We start from the raw sequence: 14,817 nt of genomic DNA, 5'->3' as shown, positions 1-14,817 counted from the left end.
CGCTGATGTCGTCGCCCGGCCGGCGGCGGGGCCCGGCCGCCGGGCCGGCCCCGCCCGGCATGATGGGGCGATGCAGCTGAGTTTTCGCACCGCCCGGGCCGGCGACGTCGACGCGCTGGTCGACCTGGTCCAGTCGGCGTACCGCGGCGAGCGCAGCCGGGCCGGCTGGACCACCGAGGCCGACCTGCTCGACGGGCAGCGGACCGACCCCGGGATGGTCGCCGCCGCGATCGCCGGCCCGGACGGCGTGGTGCTGGTGGCCGAGGACGGCGGCGTCCCGGTCGCCTGCTGCCAGCTGGAGCGCCGCGACGGGTACGCCTACTTCGGCATGTTCGCCGTCGACCCGGCCCGGCAGGCGGGTGGCGCCGGCCGGGCCGTGCTCGCCGAGGCCGAGCGCTACGCCCGCGACGAGTGGGGCGCCGCGGAGCTGCGGATGACCGTCATCGTGCAGCGCGCGGAGCTGATCGCCTGGTACGAGCGGCGCGGCTACGTGCGCACCGGCGAGCTGTCGGCGTTCCCCTACGGCGACGAGCGCTTCGGCCTGCCCCTCCGGCCGGACCTCGCGTTCGAGACGCTCACCAAGAAGCTCGGCTGGGAGTGGGACGAGACGCTGTTCCTGGGCAGCGCCGAGCATTACGACGCCGGCCGGCTGCCGTACCCGGCGCGGCTCGGTGCGCAGCTGCGCGACGCGCTGGGCCTGGACGGCACCGGCCGGCTGCTCGACGTGGGCTGCGGCCCGGGGTCGCTGACCCGGCTGCTCGCCCCGCACTTCGCCGCCGCCGTGGGGGTCGACGCCGACCGCGGCATGATCGCCGAGGCGGCCCGCCGGGCGCCGGAGCTCGAGTGGCAGGTGCTGCGGGCCGAGGAGCTGCCGGCCGGGCTGGGCACGTTCCGGGTCGTCGCCTTCGCCCAGTCGTTCCACTGGATGGATCAGCCGCTGGTGGCGCGGAACGTCCGCAACATGATCGAGCCGGGCGGCGCCTGGGTGCACGTGGGCGCTACCACGCACCGCGGGGAGCCGGGCGATGACCCGCTGCCGCTGCCCCGGCCGCCGTGGGACGAGGTCGAGGATCTGGTCCGGGCCTACCTCGGGCCGGTGCGCCGGGCCGGGCGCGGCACGCTGCCCGCCGGGACCCCGGGCGGGGAGGAGGACGTCATGCGGGCCGTCGGCTACCGCGGCCCGCAGCGGATCGTCGTGCCCGGCGCGGTGGTGGAGCGTGGCACGGATGAGCTGGTCGCTTCGGTGTTCTCGTTGTCGTACGCGACGCCGCACCTGTTCGGCGAGCGGCGCCCGGCGTTCGAGGCCGACCTGCGCAAGCTCCTCGCTGACGCCGCGCCGGACGGCCGGTTCAACGAGCGCACCCGCGAGATGGAGGCCGTGATCTGGCGCCCCTGAGCCGCCTTGCGCTCCGCGACAGCGAACGAATCTCTCCGTGATCATGCGGCTCCCGCGGCGTGCGGCGGCGTTTCTCATGATCGTGGAAGGTCCATGTACTCAGGTGTACAGAATTCTTCCGCGATCATGAAAAACTCGTGGTGCGGCGGCGACTACGGCATGATCACGGAGACATTCGGTCAACGAATCCGACATATGGTGCGCCGGGCGAAAAATCCGATAAGTTTTCCTGTCCCTTCGGGTGACGCCGCGCAGGCGTGAAAACGGGGGCGGGTTGCGCGCCGTCGCCGGTCTGGTAGGTCGGCCCGCGGGAGGATGGTGCCGGGTTGCCCGCTGACGTCGGTCCGTTACCTGGGACGTAGGAGCCCGTCGATAAGTTTGACGTCGGGGCCCGACCCTGAAGGGTCACGCACTGTTGCCTTGAGCACGCCGGTCAGCATTTCGGTTCCCGACCGTGGCCCCCGGGCGGCCCGCCATTGTTGCCCTCGGTACTGGTGATGGAGGACTGGCCGCGGTGATCGACGAGCCCGAAGAGATTGCCGATCAGGAGTACGAGCAGCTCGTGGAGCGGGTCTGCGCGATCGATGTGGCCAAAGAGTTCGGGAAGGTGTGTACCCGGCTGCCGGGCCCGGGCGTAGCGGGCCGGCGGGTCAGCCGGGTGTGGGACGTGCCGGCCACCACCCGGGCGGTCGCCGAGCTCGCCGGCCAGCTGGTGGGGTCGGGGATTGAGAAGGTGACCGTCGAGTCGACGTCGGACTACTGGCGGATCTGGTGCTATCTGCTGGAAGCGGCCGGGCTGGACGTGCAGCTGGTCAACGCCCGGGACGTGAAGAACGTGCCGGGCCGGCCCAAGACCGACAAGCTGGATGCGGTGTGGCTGGCCAAGCTGACCGAGAAGGGGCTGTTGCGGCCCTCGTTCGTGCCGCCCGGCGAGATCCGGGTGTTGCGGGACTACACCCGGATGCGGATCGACCTGACCCAGGAACGGACCCGGCACTGGCAGCGCCTGGAAAAGCTCCTCGAAGACGCGCTGATCAAGGTGTCGTCGGTGGCCAGCAGACTGGACACGCTGTCGACCCGGGACATGTTCGAGGCGCTGATCGCCGGTGAACGCGACCCGCAGACCTTGGCCGGGCTGGCCCGGGGCAAGATGAAGGCCCGGCACGCCGCCCTGATCGAGGCGCTGACCGGCCGGTTCGACGACCACCACGGCGAGCTGGCCCGGATCCTGCTCGACCAGATCGACGCACTCGACCGGCAGATCGAAACCCTCACCACCCGGATCGAGGAACTGATCGCCGCGATCCCGACCCCGGCCAGCCCCGACAGCCACGACAGCCACGACAGTCCCGCGGGCAGCCCCGGCCAGGCCGCCCCTGCCGGGCTGGGTGCCCTGGACCGGCTGGTCGAGATCCCCGGCATCGGCCCCCGCGGGGCGCAGATCATCCTGGCCGAGATCGGCCTGGACATGACCCGCTTCCCCACCCCCGGCCACCTGGCCTCGTGGAGCAAACTGTGTCCCCGCACCATCCAGTCCGGGGCCACCCACACCACAGGCCGGACCGGCAAAGGCAACCCCTACCTCAAAGGACTCCTCGGCGAAGCCGCCGCCGCAGCCGCCAAAACCCACACCTTCCTCGGCGAACGCTACCGCCGCATCGTCAAACGCCGCGGCAAACGCCGAGCCCTCGTCGCCGTCGCCCGCTCCATCCTCGTCATCGTCTGGCACCTCCTGGCCGACCCCACCGCCCGCTACCACGACCTCGGCCCCGACTACCACACCACCCGCGTCAACACCGACCGCAAGATCCGCAACCTCATCCGCCAACTCGAAGCCCTCGGCCACACCGTCACCCTGCAACCCGCCGCCTAGCTCGAAACCGAACACCCACCGCCCGGACCCCCGAGAGGATCCCGGGCCGATCCCACACGCCCAGGCCCGCAGTGGTTGAGGTCATTTTCCGGTCAGTCGTGGCGCGGAGCGCCCGACTTATCGGTTGCCCTTGGCGCCGCGGGCCTGGCAGGGAGGCGCGCCAGCGCCGACCGGTGTCTGGCGGGAGCGACGGTCTGTATGTGACGCGGCCCGAGTCATGCATCTGATGCTCGTGCTTTTGCTCCTGAACGCTTTTGCTCGCTGAAGCGATATGTCGGGCGCTGGCGCGCCCGACATATCGGATATATCACGATTTAGCTGGTGGGCGCACGGCTCGGCCCGCTATGTCACGACATTGGTCAAGCCCGGTGGCGCGCCGACCGGCCCGCCGCCAGGCCCGGTCCGGTTGGAGCTGGGCGGTCGGCCGGTCGGGAAGTGTCGGTTCGGTGGGGGTGAGTCGGATTTGCGTGGGTCAGGCGGGTTTGGAGGCGACCGCGCCCAGGACGGAAAGCTGCTCGGGCTCGGCGGGCTCGTCCGGGTCGGGGTGCCAGGCGGTGACCGGGACGATGCCGGGCTCGACGATGCGCAGGTCGCCGAGGATCGCCTCCACCTGGGCGCGGGTGCGGGTGCGGACCGAGGTCGGGGTGCGGTCGTAGAGCTTCGTCACCTCGGCCTGCGCGCCGGCGACCTCCTCGGCTGCCGTGAAGTGTGACACCGCGACGAAGCTGCCGGGGGCGAGGGCGCCGGCGAGGCCGCGCACGATCCCGGCCGGGTCGTCCTCGTCGGACAGGAAGTGCAGGACGGCCACCAGCAGCACCGCGACCGGCCGGTCGAAGTCGATGAGCGCGCGGACCCGCTCGTCGGCGAGGATGTCGGCCGGGTGGCGCAGGTCGCCGTGCAGCGCGGCGGCGTGCTGATTGCCGGCCAGGATCGCCTGGCCGTGGCTGACGGCGACGTCGTCGATGTCGACGTACACCACCGTCGCCTCCGGGTCGGCGGCCTGGGCCACCTCGTGGACGTTGCCGCGGGTGGGAATCCCGGAGCCGATGTCGAGGAACTGGCGCACGCCCTGCCCGGCCAGCCAGCGCACGACCCGGCCGAGGTAGCTGCGGTTGGTGTGGGCGACCTGCAAAATGCCGGGCCAGGCGGCGATGAGCTGCTCGGCGAACTCGCGGTCGACCGCGAAGTTGTGGTAACCACCCAGGCCGTAGTCGTACACGCGGGCAGCGTTGGGCTTGCTCACGTCGACGCCCATTGGCGCCCAGTCCGGCAGAGTCACGCGGATCAGCGTACCGTCGCCCCTCCACCACCGGTTGGCGTCGTTTTTGTACCGTGGGCCGGGTGACCGACACCGACCTTCGCGAGGATGGGCCGCCCGCCGGGCTGTGGGAGCGGATGCGGGCCGACCCGGAGTACGCGCCGGAGCACCTGGCGCTGGAGGCGGTGACCCGGCTCGGCCCGCGCATGGCCGCCGAGCTGGTAAAACTCCAGGGCCAGAACCCGGGCGCCCCGCCCGACGCCCTCGCCGACATGATCATTTATCGGTACGTCAACCAGTCCCGCCTCTCCGGCGCGGTCTCCGGTGCGGTCCCGCTGGCCGGCGCCGTGCTCGACGTCGGTGTGCTGGCCTGGACCCAGGCCCGGATGGTGCTGATGCTCGCCGCCAACTACGGCGCCGACCCGGCCCATCCCGACCGGGCCGTGGAGCTGCTCGTGCTGCAGGGCATCCACAAGTACACCCAGACGGCGCGGACGGCACTGGCGGTGGCCCGCGGCCGGGAACGCGTCGACGCGCTGCTGCCGGCCGAGCGCCCGGAGGTGCGCAAGGTCGTGCTGCGGCTGACCTTGAAGCTCGCCCAGATGGCCGGCGTCCGCGCGGTGAAGAAGATGGCCGCCAAGGTCATTCCGGGCGCGGCGATCATCCTCGGCGGCGTCACCAACGGCAACGCGACCCGCGACCTGGGCGCCCGCGCGATCACGATGTACCGGCTCCGGCTCAGTGGGTCAGCCCTGCCACGAGGTTGATGGTGAGGGCCACGATGACGGTGCCGAAGAGGTACGACAGCAGCGCGTGCTGCAGCACCGACCGCCGGATCGCCGAGGAGTTGAGCTCGGTGTCGGAGACCTGGAACGTCATGCCGACGGTAAAGGCGAGGTAGGCGAAGTCGGAGAAGCGCGGCCGGTGCTCGTCGTGGAAGTCGACGCCGCCCGGGGTGTCGGAGTAGTACAGCCGGGCGTACCGCAGCGTGAAGACCGTGTGGACCACGGCCCACGACACCACCACGCTGACCACCCCGAGCCCGGCCTCGATCGCCGTCCGCAGCAGGCTGTGCGCGCCGGCCCCGACGATGACGTAGCCGACCGCGACCAGGCTCGCCACCGCGGCGACGAGCACCATGAGGTCCGCGCCGGCCCGGGTGGGGTCCTCGAGCCGGGCGTCCTTCGCGGTCTGCCCGGCGTCGAGGCCGAGGATCCGGTGCCAGGTGACGATGAGGTACACGGCGGCGGCCACGTCCCAGGCGATCAGCGGAGTGAATTCGGCCGGTACCACGAAGATCGCCACCACCGCGGCCACGACGCCGGCCGCGATCGCCGTCACCACGGTCCGCCGCGCGGACCACTCCCGGCCGAACTTCAGGGCCATCGCGCTCATGCTCCGTTCCGCGCCGTCCCTGGACGGCGGCACGGGCACCAGTGTCCCGCCGGGCCCGCCGGCCCGCTCGCCAAGCGGCAACGCGCCGGGTCGGCGTCGAGCTGGTCGGCGGACATCGCCAACCGGCCTGCGAGGTCCCGTTCGCCTGCGGCGGCTGTATTTGCCGGTGAAGGAGCGCTACGTCGGCTGTCGGAACGGATATGTCCGCCACTTCGTGACGGACATATCCGATATTTCGCTTATGTTCGGCTCGGCCCGTGCCGCGTCAGGTTGTGCGGGTCGGCCTGGCGCTGGGACGGGTGCGGTTGCCGCCGGTGCCCTGGCGGAGCAGGGCGATGTCGGTGATCTCGGTGGCGGTCGCCGTGTCGCCCGAGACCGTGCCGACGATCGTGACCGTGTCGCCGGACTTCACGTCCGACACGTTCGCCTCCCCGTTGTTGACCTTGGTGCTGGCGCCGACCGTGAACGTGGTGGCGTGGCCGTCCTCGCTCTTGGCCGTGATCGAGGTGGCGCTGACTGCGGTGACGGTGCCGGTCTGGAGGCGCTCCGTGACGTACTGGCCGTTGCCGTCCTTGATCACGAAGTCGCCGTGCAGCGCGCCGCCGATGCCGATCGCCGTGCCACCGCGGCCGAAGCCGCCGCCCGGGAAGCCGTTGGCCCGGCCGCCCTGGTTGTCCTGCCCGTTACCCTGACCGCCCTGACCGCCCGGGCCGCCTTGGGCGGTGCCGCCCGGCCCGCCGCCGGGGAAGCCATACCCGCCGCGCCCGCCGCCGCCCGGGCCGCGGCCGTCCTGCGTGGCGTTGGTGTTGTTGCCGGTCGCCGCCTGCGCGACCGCCACGCCGCCGGCGATGACGATCACCGCGGACACGCCGGCCACGATGCCCAGCTTCAGCCGCGACGACCGGCGCGCGGGCGCCGGCCCGGCGCCGGCCGGCACACCGGGCGGCGGTCCGGCGGGCGCGCCGGCGGCCCAGATCGGCGCCGGCTCGGCCCCGGGCACCGCATGCCCGGCCCACGCGCCTCCACCCGCTGCGGGTCCGCCCGCGGGTGCGCCGGGCATGGGCAGCCCGGCCGGCGCGGGTCCGCCCGCTGCGGGGAAGCCCGGCTGGGCCGTGGGTGCCGCGGGTCTGCCCCGTGCGGGTCCGTCCGGTGCGGGTCCGCCCGCGGGGACCCCCGGCTCGGCGCCGGCCGGCGCGGGTCCGGCCGCGGGCGGAACAGGGTCGGCCCCGGGCGTCGGCGGTCCCGCCCATGGCGATGCTCCGGCGGACCCGAGCTGGTCGCCGTCGGCCGCTGCCAAACCGTCCCCGGCCGGTGCCGACGGTGAGCCGGCCTCGACCGGTGTGGCCGCCGAGTCCGCCGCGGCCGGTGCCGGTGGCGAACCGACCGGGTGGCCACCCGGCGTGTCTGCGGCGCCACGGTGGGCGTCGGGCGCGCCGCCGCCCGGGGGCGGGGACGGTTCGGCGTTCGGTGCGTCCTCATGAGCAGGGCTCATCGCGCGTACTCCTCCAGAATCGGACCTTCCGGATCGACCGTGCACGTCGCAGCTGGGCCGGCAATGCCGTGGAGCTGCCAAGTGACTGTGAGTTTGGCCGCGGTACCGGTAAATCTCCTGACGCGGAACCGCAACGAGCCGCGGATACGGTACAGCGATGAGCGAGGTCGTCTCCCTGGCGCGCGAGCTGATCCGGTTCGACACCACCAACACCGGCGACCCGTCGACCACCGTCGGTGAGCGCGCCGCCGCCGAGTTCGTCGCCGAGCGCCTGGAGGACGCCGGGTTCGAGACGGTCTATGCCGAGCCGGCCCCGGGCCGCGGCAACGTCATCGCCCGCCTGCCGGGGGCCGACCCGTCGCGCGGCGCCCTGCTCGTGCACGGCCACCTCGACGTGGTGCCGGAGGGCACGTCGCCGTGGACATTCCCGCCGTTCGAGGGCGAGATTTCCGGGGGGTACCTCTGGGGGCGCGGCGCGATCGACATGAAACACATGGTCGCCATGAGCCTGGCCGTCGCGCGCCGGTTCAAGCGAGAGGGGATCGTGCCGCCCCGCGACGTCGTGTTCGCCTTCCTCGCCGATGAGGAGAACGGCGGCCACCAGGGCGCGGGCTGGCTCGTGGATCATCGGCCCGAGCTGTTCGAGGGCGTCACCGAGGCGATCAGCGAGGTCGGCGGCTTCTCCTACACGGTCCGCGACGGCGTGCGCGCCTACCTGGTGGAGACCGCGGAGAAGGGCGTGATGTGGCTGCGGCTGAAGGTCCGCGGTACCGCCGGCCACGGATCAATGGTCCACACCGACAACGCGGTCGCCAAGCTCGCCGCGGCGCTGACCCGCCTGGAGGAGCACGAGTTCCCGCTCGTGCTCAGCGCCCCGGTCCGCGACTTCCTCGCCGGCGTCGCCGAGCTGACCGGCGTGCCGTTCGACCCGGACGACCCGCAGGCCGCGGTCGCCCGGCTGGGTTCGCTCGCCCGGATGATCGGCGCCACCCTGCGCGACACGGCGAATACGACGATGCTCTCCGCCGGCTACAAGGCGAACGTCGTCCCGTCCGTCGCCGAGGCCACCGTCGACGGCCGCATGCTGCCGGGCCGCGAGGCCGCGTTCGAGAAGGAGCTGGCCGAGGTGCTCGGTCCCGGCGTCGACCTGGAGTGGGACTCGCTCCCGCCGGTGCAGACGGACTTCAGCGGCCGGCTGGTCGACGCGATGGCCGCCGCGATCGAGGCGGAGGACCCGGGCGCGCGCATCCTGCCGTACATGCTCTCGGCCGGCACCGACGCCAAGTCCTTCCAGCGCCTGGGCATCCGCCACTTCGGCTTCGCCCCGCTGCGCCTGCCCCCCGACCTGGACTTCACCGCCCTCTTCCACGGCGTCGACGAGCGGGTCCCGCTCGACGGTCTGGAGTTCGGCGAGCGGGTCCTGACCCGGCTGCTGCGCGACTGCTGACCGTCGGCCCCGCTCGGGTGGCCGGCCCACCGGAACGTCATCCGCGGCCGCCGGACGGCGCGACCTCATCCAATAGCCGGAACCAAGCGACGAACGTCACTGATTTGCGCTGAACGGAGGATGAACACGGGGCCACCCGGACAGCGCGGGACCCGTTACGCTGTGCGGCGATGACCACGATGATCGAGGTCTCTGGCGCCGGCCGGCAGCTCAGCGTCGGGACCGCCACGGAGGTCGGCCGCCGCTATCCGGCCAACTTCGACGTGGTGCGCGCCGCCGAGCTGGCGCGCCGCCCCGGCCTGTGCGCCGTGGTGGCCGACGGCATGGGCGCCGGCGAGGGCAGCCGCACCGCGGGCCGGCTCGCCGTGGAGGTGTTCACCGCCGCCGTCCAGCAACACCGCGGCCCGCTGGAGCCCACACCCCTGTTCGCCGCGATCGCCGAAGCCCAGCGCCAGGTCCGGGCCGCCGGCCAGGAGCTGCGCGAGCTCACCGGCTGCACGCTGACGGCACTGGTCGCCGACGCCACCGGCGCCTGGGTGACCCAGATCGGCGACTCAAGGGTCTACCGCCTCCGCGGCGGCCTGCTGGAGCTGCTCACCGTCGACCACACCGCGGCCTGGCTGGGGGCCGTTCACGGCTGGTATCCGGCCGACTCTCCGCAGGCGGCCGCCGCTCGCTACCAGCTGCACCGCTTCATCGGCCACCCCTCCCTCCCGGAGCCCGACGTCCTGAGCGTGACCATGTTTCCCGGCGACGTCTATTGCCTGTGCACCGACGGCATCGCCGAACAGGTCCCGTATCAGCGCATGGAGCGCACCCTGGCCTCCGGCGGCCCCGCTGCCACGATCGCCGCCGCCTTGACCGCCGCCTCCCTGGAGGCCGGCGGCCGCGACAACGCCACAACGGTCATCGTCAAGGTCGCCTGACCCACCCGGCCCAGCCTCCGTCCGGCCTGGCTCGATCTCGCCCCGCTCCGGTCAGGACGCGCGGCGACGGTGCCGAGGCCGAGGTCACGCAACGGGGCGCCCGTCGGGTCAGAAGGTGGCGGCGATCGCGCTCAGCGCGGCGCTGAGGTCCTCGGCCGTCGGTGCGTCGTCCGGGTCGATCAGCACCTGGGCCAGCACGCCGCTGAGCAGCGCCTGGTAGAAGGAGCCGATCTGGTCGGCCCGGGTCGGCTCGGCCTCCGGGTCGATGCCGTGCAGCATCTCCGCCCACAGCTTGCGCGCGTCGCGCATGCCGTTGACCAGCATCTTGCGCACGTCGGGCGAGTGCTCCATCTGCACGAACGCGTCGAAGGTCGCCATGAGCACCGGGCGGTGGGCGGCGACGGTGTCCAGGACGTGCTGCCAGTAGGCCTCGAAGCGCGCCTGGCCGGTCAGCCCCTCGGTCTCGGTGGACATCAGGGCTTCGGCCAGCGACAGCCCCCAGTCCTCCAGCGCCCGCTCCAGGGCGGCGTTGAGCAGGTTGGCCATGCCGCCGTAGTGGTAGCCGATCGAGCCCAGATTCGTGCCCGACGCCTCGACGACGTCGCGTGCCGTCGTGCGGGCGTAGCCCTTCTCGTAGAGGCAGCGCACCGCGCCTTCGAGCAGGTCCTCGCGATGTCCCATAGCGCATGATCTTACTATACACCCGTGCCATACATCCGTACTATACAAACGTTTAGAACGCGTGTATGGTCCTCGGCATGGACATCCTCATCTCCGGAGCCAGCGTCGCCGGGCCTTCGCTGGCGTTGTGGCTGCAGCGATACGGGCACCAGGTCACCGTCGTCGAGAAGGCGCCGGCCCTGCGGGGCGGCGGCTATGCCGTGGATTTCCGCGGCCGCGTGCACCTCGAGACGCTGGCCCGCATGGGCCTGCGCGACGCGCTCGAGGCGCGGGCGACCCACATGGGCGACATCGCGATCGTCGACGCCGCGGGCGAGCGGGTCTCGGCGATTCCGGCGGCGATCTTCAGCGGTGACCTCGAGGTCCTCCGGGGGGATCTCGCCGAGGTGCTCTACGCGGCGACGGGGGAGCACGTGGAGTACCAATTCGGCGACACGATCGCGGCGATCGAGCAGGACGGCGGCGGGGTCGACGTGACCTTCACCCACGCGCCACCGCACCGGTTCGACCTGGTTGTCGGCGCCGACGGGGTGCACTCCGGGGTGCGGCGGCTGATGTTCGGCGACCACGCGGCGCACCGGAGGCCGCTCGGGGTCTACGGCGGTGTGTTCACGATGCCGGGCACGCTGGGTCTGCACCGCTGCGGGGTCATGTATAGCGAGCCCAACCGCTCGGTGTCGGTCATGTCGCCGCACGGCGGGGACCAGATCGTGTCGATGACGTTCGCCGAGCCCGGCCTCGAGTTCGACTACCGCGACGTCGAGCAGCAGCGGCGGATCGTGGCCGAGCGGTTCGCCGGCGTCGGGTGGCGCACGCCGGAGCTGCTCGAGGCGATGGGGCAGGCCGCCGACTTCTGGTTCGACTCCACCACGCAGATCCACCTCGACCGCTGGTCGCGGGGGCGGGTCGTGCTGCTCGGCGACGCCGGATACGCGGGGGGTCCCGGCGGCAACGGCACCGGGCTCGCGGTCGTCGGCGCGCACGTGCTGGCCGCCGAGCTGGACGCCGCCCGCGGTGATCACGAGGTGGCGTTCCGCCGCTATGAGCAGCTGATGCGGCCCTACGTGGCGACCTGCCAGCAACAAGCGGACGGCAGCCCCGACTTCCTGGTGCCGTCGACCCGGAAGAAGATCGCCCAGCGGAATCGTTTCTTCAAGACGATTCGGTATCTTCCGCCGGCGCGCCACCTGTTCCGGCACCTGGCGACGCGGACGGCGACGGCGTTCGACCTGCCGGACTACCCGGCGCCCGCGGTGCTCCGAGTGGCCTGAGTCACACGACGGGCACCGACGGGAACATGGGGCACCGTTTGTAACTTAAGCCTGACACGCTCAACCTACTGATGGCAGGTGTGTCCTGATGGCAACGCTCCCGGTTCTCCCACTCAACGACGACGTCCTGCTTCCTGGCATGGTCATTCCCGTGACGCTCGACGCCTCCACGCAGGCGGCCGTCGACGCGGCACGCGCCGCCGGTGACAAGCGGGTCCTGGCGGTCCCGCGGGTCGACGGCGAATACGGCTCGTTCGGCGTCATCGCCGTGCTCGAGAAGGTCGGCCGGCTGCCCAGCGGCGAGCCGGCGGCGGTCATCCGCGGCCTGGACCGCGCCCGCATCGGCGCCGGCGTGCCCGGCCCCGGCGCGGCGCTGTGGGTCGAGGCGACCCCGCTCGACGAGCCCGTCCCGGCCGGCCGGGCCCGGGAGCTGGCCCGCGAGTACAAGGCGCTGGTCATCGGCGTGCTCCAGGAGCGCGGCGCGTGGCAGGTCATCGACACCGTCGAGAAGATCACCGACCTGTCCGAGCTGGCGGACTCCGCCGGATACGCACCGTGGCTGACCCTGACGCAGAAGATCAAGCTGCTCGAGGCGCCCGACGTCACCGCCCGGCTGGAGCTGCTCGTCGAGTGGGCCCGCGCCCACGCCGCTGAGCAGCAGGTCAACGAGAAGATCAACCACGACGTGCGCGAGGGCCTGGAGAAGACCCAGCGCGAGTTCCTGCTCCGCCAGCAGCTGGCCGCGATCCGCAAGGAGCTCGGCGAGGACGAGCCCGACGGCTCGGCCGACTACCGGGCCCGCGTCGAGGCCGCCGACCTGCCCGACAAGGTCAAGGAGGCGGCGCTGCGCGAGGTCGGCCGGCTCGAGCGGGCCAGCGACCAGTCACCCGAGGCCGGGTGGATCCGCACCTGGCTCGACACGGTGCTCGAGATGCCGTGGAGCGTGCGCACCGAGGACAACACCGACCTCGCCGCCGCCCGCGCCGTGCTCGACGCCGACCACGCGGGCCTGGCCGACGTGAAGGACCGCATCCTGGAGTATCTCGCCGTGCGCAACCGGCGCGCCGAGAAGAACCTGCAGGTCGTCGGCGGCCGCGGCTCCGGCGCGGTGCTCGCGCTGGCCGGTCCTCCCGGGGTCGGCAAGACCAGCCTCGGCGAGTCCGTCGCCCGGGCGCTGGGCCGCAAGTTCGTCCGCGTCTCGCTCGGCGGCATCCGCGACGAGGCCGAGATCCGCGGGCACCGGCGCACCTATGTCGGCGCCCTGCCCGGCCGCATCGTGCGCGCCCTGCGCGAGGCCGGCTCGATGAACCCGGTCGTGCTGCTCGACGAGGTCGACAAGCTGGCCGCCGGCTACGCCGGCGACCCGGCCGCGGCCCTGCTGGAGGTCCTCGACCCGGCGCAGAACCACACCTTCCGCGACCACTACCTCGAGGTCGACCTCGACCTGTCCGACGTGCTGTTCCTGGCCACCGCCAACGTGGTGGAGACCATCCCCGGCCCGCTGCTGGACCGCATGGAGCTGGTCGCCCTGGACGGATACACCGAGCAGGAGAAGGTCGCCATCGCCCGCGATCACCTGCTGCCCCGGCAGCTGCAGCGGGCCGGCCTGGAGCCGGCCGACTTCTCGATCGCCGACGAGGCACTCGCCCAGATCGCCGGCGAGCACACCCGCGAGGCGGGCGTCCGGCAGCTGGAGCGGGCCCTGGCGAAGATCCTGCGCAAGGTCGCGGTCGCGCTGGCGAGCGACCCGGCGCCGGTGCACGTGGGCGTCGACGACGTCGCGAAGTACCTGGGCCGGGCGCGGTTCACGCCCGAGTCGGCCGAGCGCACCGCCGTTCCCGGCGTGGCGACCGGCCTGGCGGTGACCGGCGCCGGCGGCGACGTGCTGTTCATCGAGGCGACCTCGATGGAGGGCGAGCCGGGCCTGACCCTGACCGGCCAGCTCGGCGACGTCATGAAGGAGTCGGCGCACATCGCCCTGTCGTATCTGCGCTCCAACGGCCGGCGCCTCGGTATCGACCCCAACGAGCTGGCCGGCCGCCGCATCCACCTGCACGTCCCGGCGGGCGCGGTCCCGAAGGACGGCCCGAGCGCCGGCATCACCATGGTCACGGCCCTGGCGTCGCTGGCCACCGGCCGCCCGGTCCGCCCGGAGTTCGGCATGACCGGCGAGGTCACCCTGGCCGGCCGCGTCCTGCCGATCGGCGGCGTCAAGCAGAAGCTGCTCGCCGCCCACCGCGCCGGCCTCACCGAGGTGATCATCCCGAAGCGCAACGAGCCCGACCTGGACGACCTGCCCGAGGAGGTCCGCGCCCAGCTGACCGTGCACGCCCTGTCCGACGTCGCCGACGTCCTGGCCCTGGCACTCCGCCCGGCGGCGGACCCGGCCGACCCGGACAGCCCCGCCGCCGACGGCCCGGCCGTGCCCGACCTGATCCCGGCTGGCCTCTAGCAAGCCACCCGGCCCGTGCCGGTGACCAACGCCGGCCCGGGCCGGCGTTGGCCACCGGCACGGGCCGTTCGGGTCGGCGACGGTCCCGGTCCCGGCCCCGGTGCGGGCTGGTTACCGTCACCGGGCCAGCGATGGTGGCGGGGTCCAGCACATTTAGGGCCGGGTTCAGCCCGGTGTAGCGAGCGTTCACCCGGGCCTGCGCGCTCCAGTGGAGCGGCCTGGCGCGTTCGGGCCGCGGCTTGGCCGCAGCCTCGAGCGTGGCGGTGGCGGCGCATGTGACGCCGTTCGCAGGTGTGCGCTTGCGATCGGCCGACAACCCTCGGCCGGCGGCCGGCGGCCGGCCGCCTCGCCGCCGACGCCCGCCGCCTCGTTGCCGATCGAAGCGGCGATTCCGAATACCTCCGAACACTCCGTGTCCTGACTTATTCGACATTTCGTATATGTCGCAGTTAGTAGCTTTTGGCTGACTCGGGCCGCGTCACTTCCAGACCGTTGCTCCCGCCAGACACCGGTCGGGCCTGGCGGCCCTCCCTGCCAGGCCCGCGGTGCCAAGACCTCCGCGCCCGCACCCCGCGGACCCATTGCGTTCGCACCCCGCGAGACCCACTGCGCCCGCAGCACCGCAA

The 14,817-nt window shown here is 72.7% G+C and carries 11 protein-coding genes; 7 read left to right on the top strand and 4 right to left on the bottom strand.

Annotation, left to right across the window (positions count from 1 at the left end; all coding sequences use genetic code 11):
• Positions 1-70 precede the first annotated feature (70 nt).
• Positions 71-1,396, top strand: coding sequence for a GNAT family N-acetyltransferase (locus ACQPXD_RS28630; RefSeq protein WP_432824406.1), 1,326 nt, complete (start codon positions 71-73; stop codon positions 1,394-1,396).
• Positions 1,397-1,910: 514 nt separating this feature from the next.
• Positions 1,911-3,269 (top strand): IS110 family transposase, encoded by a 1,359-nt coding sequence (locus tag ACQPXD_RS28625; RefSeq protein WP_432824405.1) that lies wholly within the window; start codon positions 1,911-1,913, stop codon positions 3,267-3,269.
• A 472-nt stretch (positions 3,270-3,741) separates the two neighbouring features.
• Here the strand turns inward: ACQPXD_RS28625 and ACQPXD_RS28620 are convergent, their stop codons facing one another.
• Positions 3,742-4,548, bottom strand: coding sequence for an SAM-dependent methyltransferase (locus ACQPXD_RS28620; RefSeq protein ID WP_432824404.1), 807 nt, complete (start codon positions 4,546-4,548; stop codon positions 3,742-3,744).
• 62 nt (positions 4,549-4,610) lie between these two features.
• Between ACQPXD_RS28620 and ACQPXD_RS28615 the strand changes: the two genes are divergently transcribed.
• Positions 4,611-5,294, top strand: a complete 684-nt coding sequence (locus tag ACQPXD_RS28615) for an EcsC family protein (protein WP_432824403.1) — start codon at positions 4,611-4,613, stop codon at positions 5,292-5,294.
• Here ACQPXD_RS28615 and ACQPXD_RS28610 read toward each other — a convergent pair.
• Both ACQPXD_RS28610 and ACQPXD_RS28605 read right to left on the bottom strand, forming a co-directional pair.
• On the bottom strand, positions 5,266-5,922 hold the full coding sequence (locus ACQPXD_RS28610) for a DUF1345 domain-containing protein (protein WP_432824402.1): 657 nt from the start codon (positions 5,920-5,922) through the stop codon (positions 5,266-5,268). The genes ACQPXD_RS28615 and ACQPXD_RS28610 overlap by 29 nt on opposite strands.
• A 265-nt stretch (positions 5,923-6,187) precedes the next feature.
• Positions 6,188-6,922 carry a hypothetical protein gene (locus tag ACQPXD_RS28605; protein ID WP_432824401.1) on the bottom strand — a complete coding sequence of 245 codons (735 nt, stop codon included), beginning with the start codon at positions 6,920-6,922 and terminating at the stop codon, positions 6,188-6,190.
• A gap of 649 nt (positions 6,923-7,571) precedes the next feature.
• Here ACQPXD_RS28605 and ACQPXD_RS28600 point away from each other — a divergent pair.
• Together ACQPXD_RS28600 and ACQPXD_RS28595 are read left to right on the top strand one after the other, a co-directional pair.
• Positions 7,572-8,861, top strand: coding sequence for a M20/M25/M40 family metallo-hydrolase (locus ACQPXD_RS28600; RefSeq protein WP_432824400.1), 1,290 nt, complete (start codon positions 7,572-7,574; stop codon positions 8,859-8,861).
• 170 nt (positions 8,862-9,031) lie between these two features.
• Positions 9,032-9,787 carry a PP2C family protein-serine/threonine phosphatase gene (locus ACQPXD_RS28595; protein ID WP_432824399.1) on the top strand — a complete coding sequence of 252 codons (756 nt, stop codon included), beginning with the start codon at positions 9,032-9,034 and terminating at the stop codon, positions 9,785-9,787.
• Positions 9,788-9,895: 108 nt separating this feature from the next.
• Here the strand turns inward: ACQPXD_RS28595 and ACQPXD_RS28590 are convergent, their stop codons facing one another.
• The gene (locus ACQPXD_RS28590; RefSeq protein ID WP_432824398.1) at positions 9,896-10,468 is read right to left on the bottom strand and encodes a TetR/AcrR family transcriptional regulator; all 573 of its coding nucleotides are present in this window, start codon (positions 10,466-10,468) and stop codon (positions 9,896-9,898) included.
• Between the two features lie 77 nt (positions 10,469-10,545).
• Here ACQPXD_RS28590 and ACQPXD_RS28585 point away from each other — a divergent pair, with 77 nt between their 5' ends.
• Positions 10,546-11,739, top strand: coding sequence for an FAD-dependent monooxygenase (locus ACQPXD_RS28585; protein WP_432824397.1), 1,194 nt, complete (start codon positions 10,546-10,548; stop codon positions 11,737-11,739).
• Positions 11,740-11,827: 88 nt separating this feature from the next.
• A complete protein-coding gene (gene lon, locus ACQPXD_RS28580; RefSeq protein ID WP_432824396.1) occupies positions 11,828-14,191 on the top strand; it encodes an endopeptidase La in 2,364 nt (787 codons plus the stop codon).
• Positions 14,192-14,817: the final 626 nt, after the last annotated feature.

The organism is Dactylosporangium sp. CA-092794 (genome assembly GCF_050948465.1).
Taxonomy (GTDB): domain Bacteria; phylum Actinomycetota; class Actinomycetes; order Mycobacteriales; family Micromonosporaceae; genus Dactylosporangium.
The sequence above is the reverse complement of the archived record's forward strand: the minus strand, read 5'-3'. Positions and strand labels throughout refer to the sequence as shown.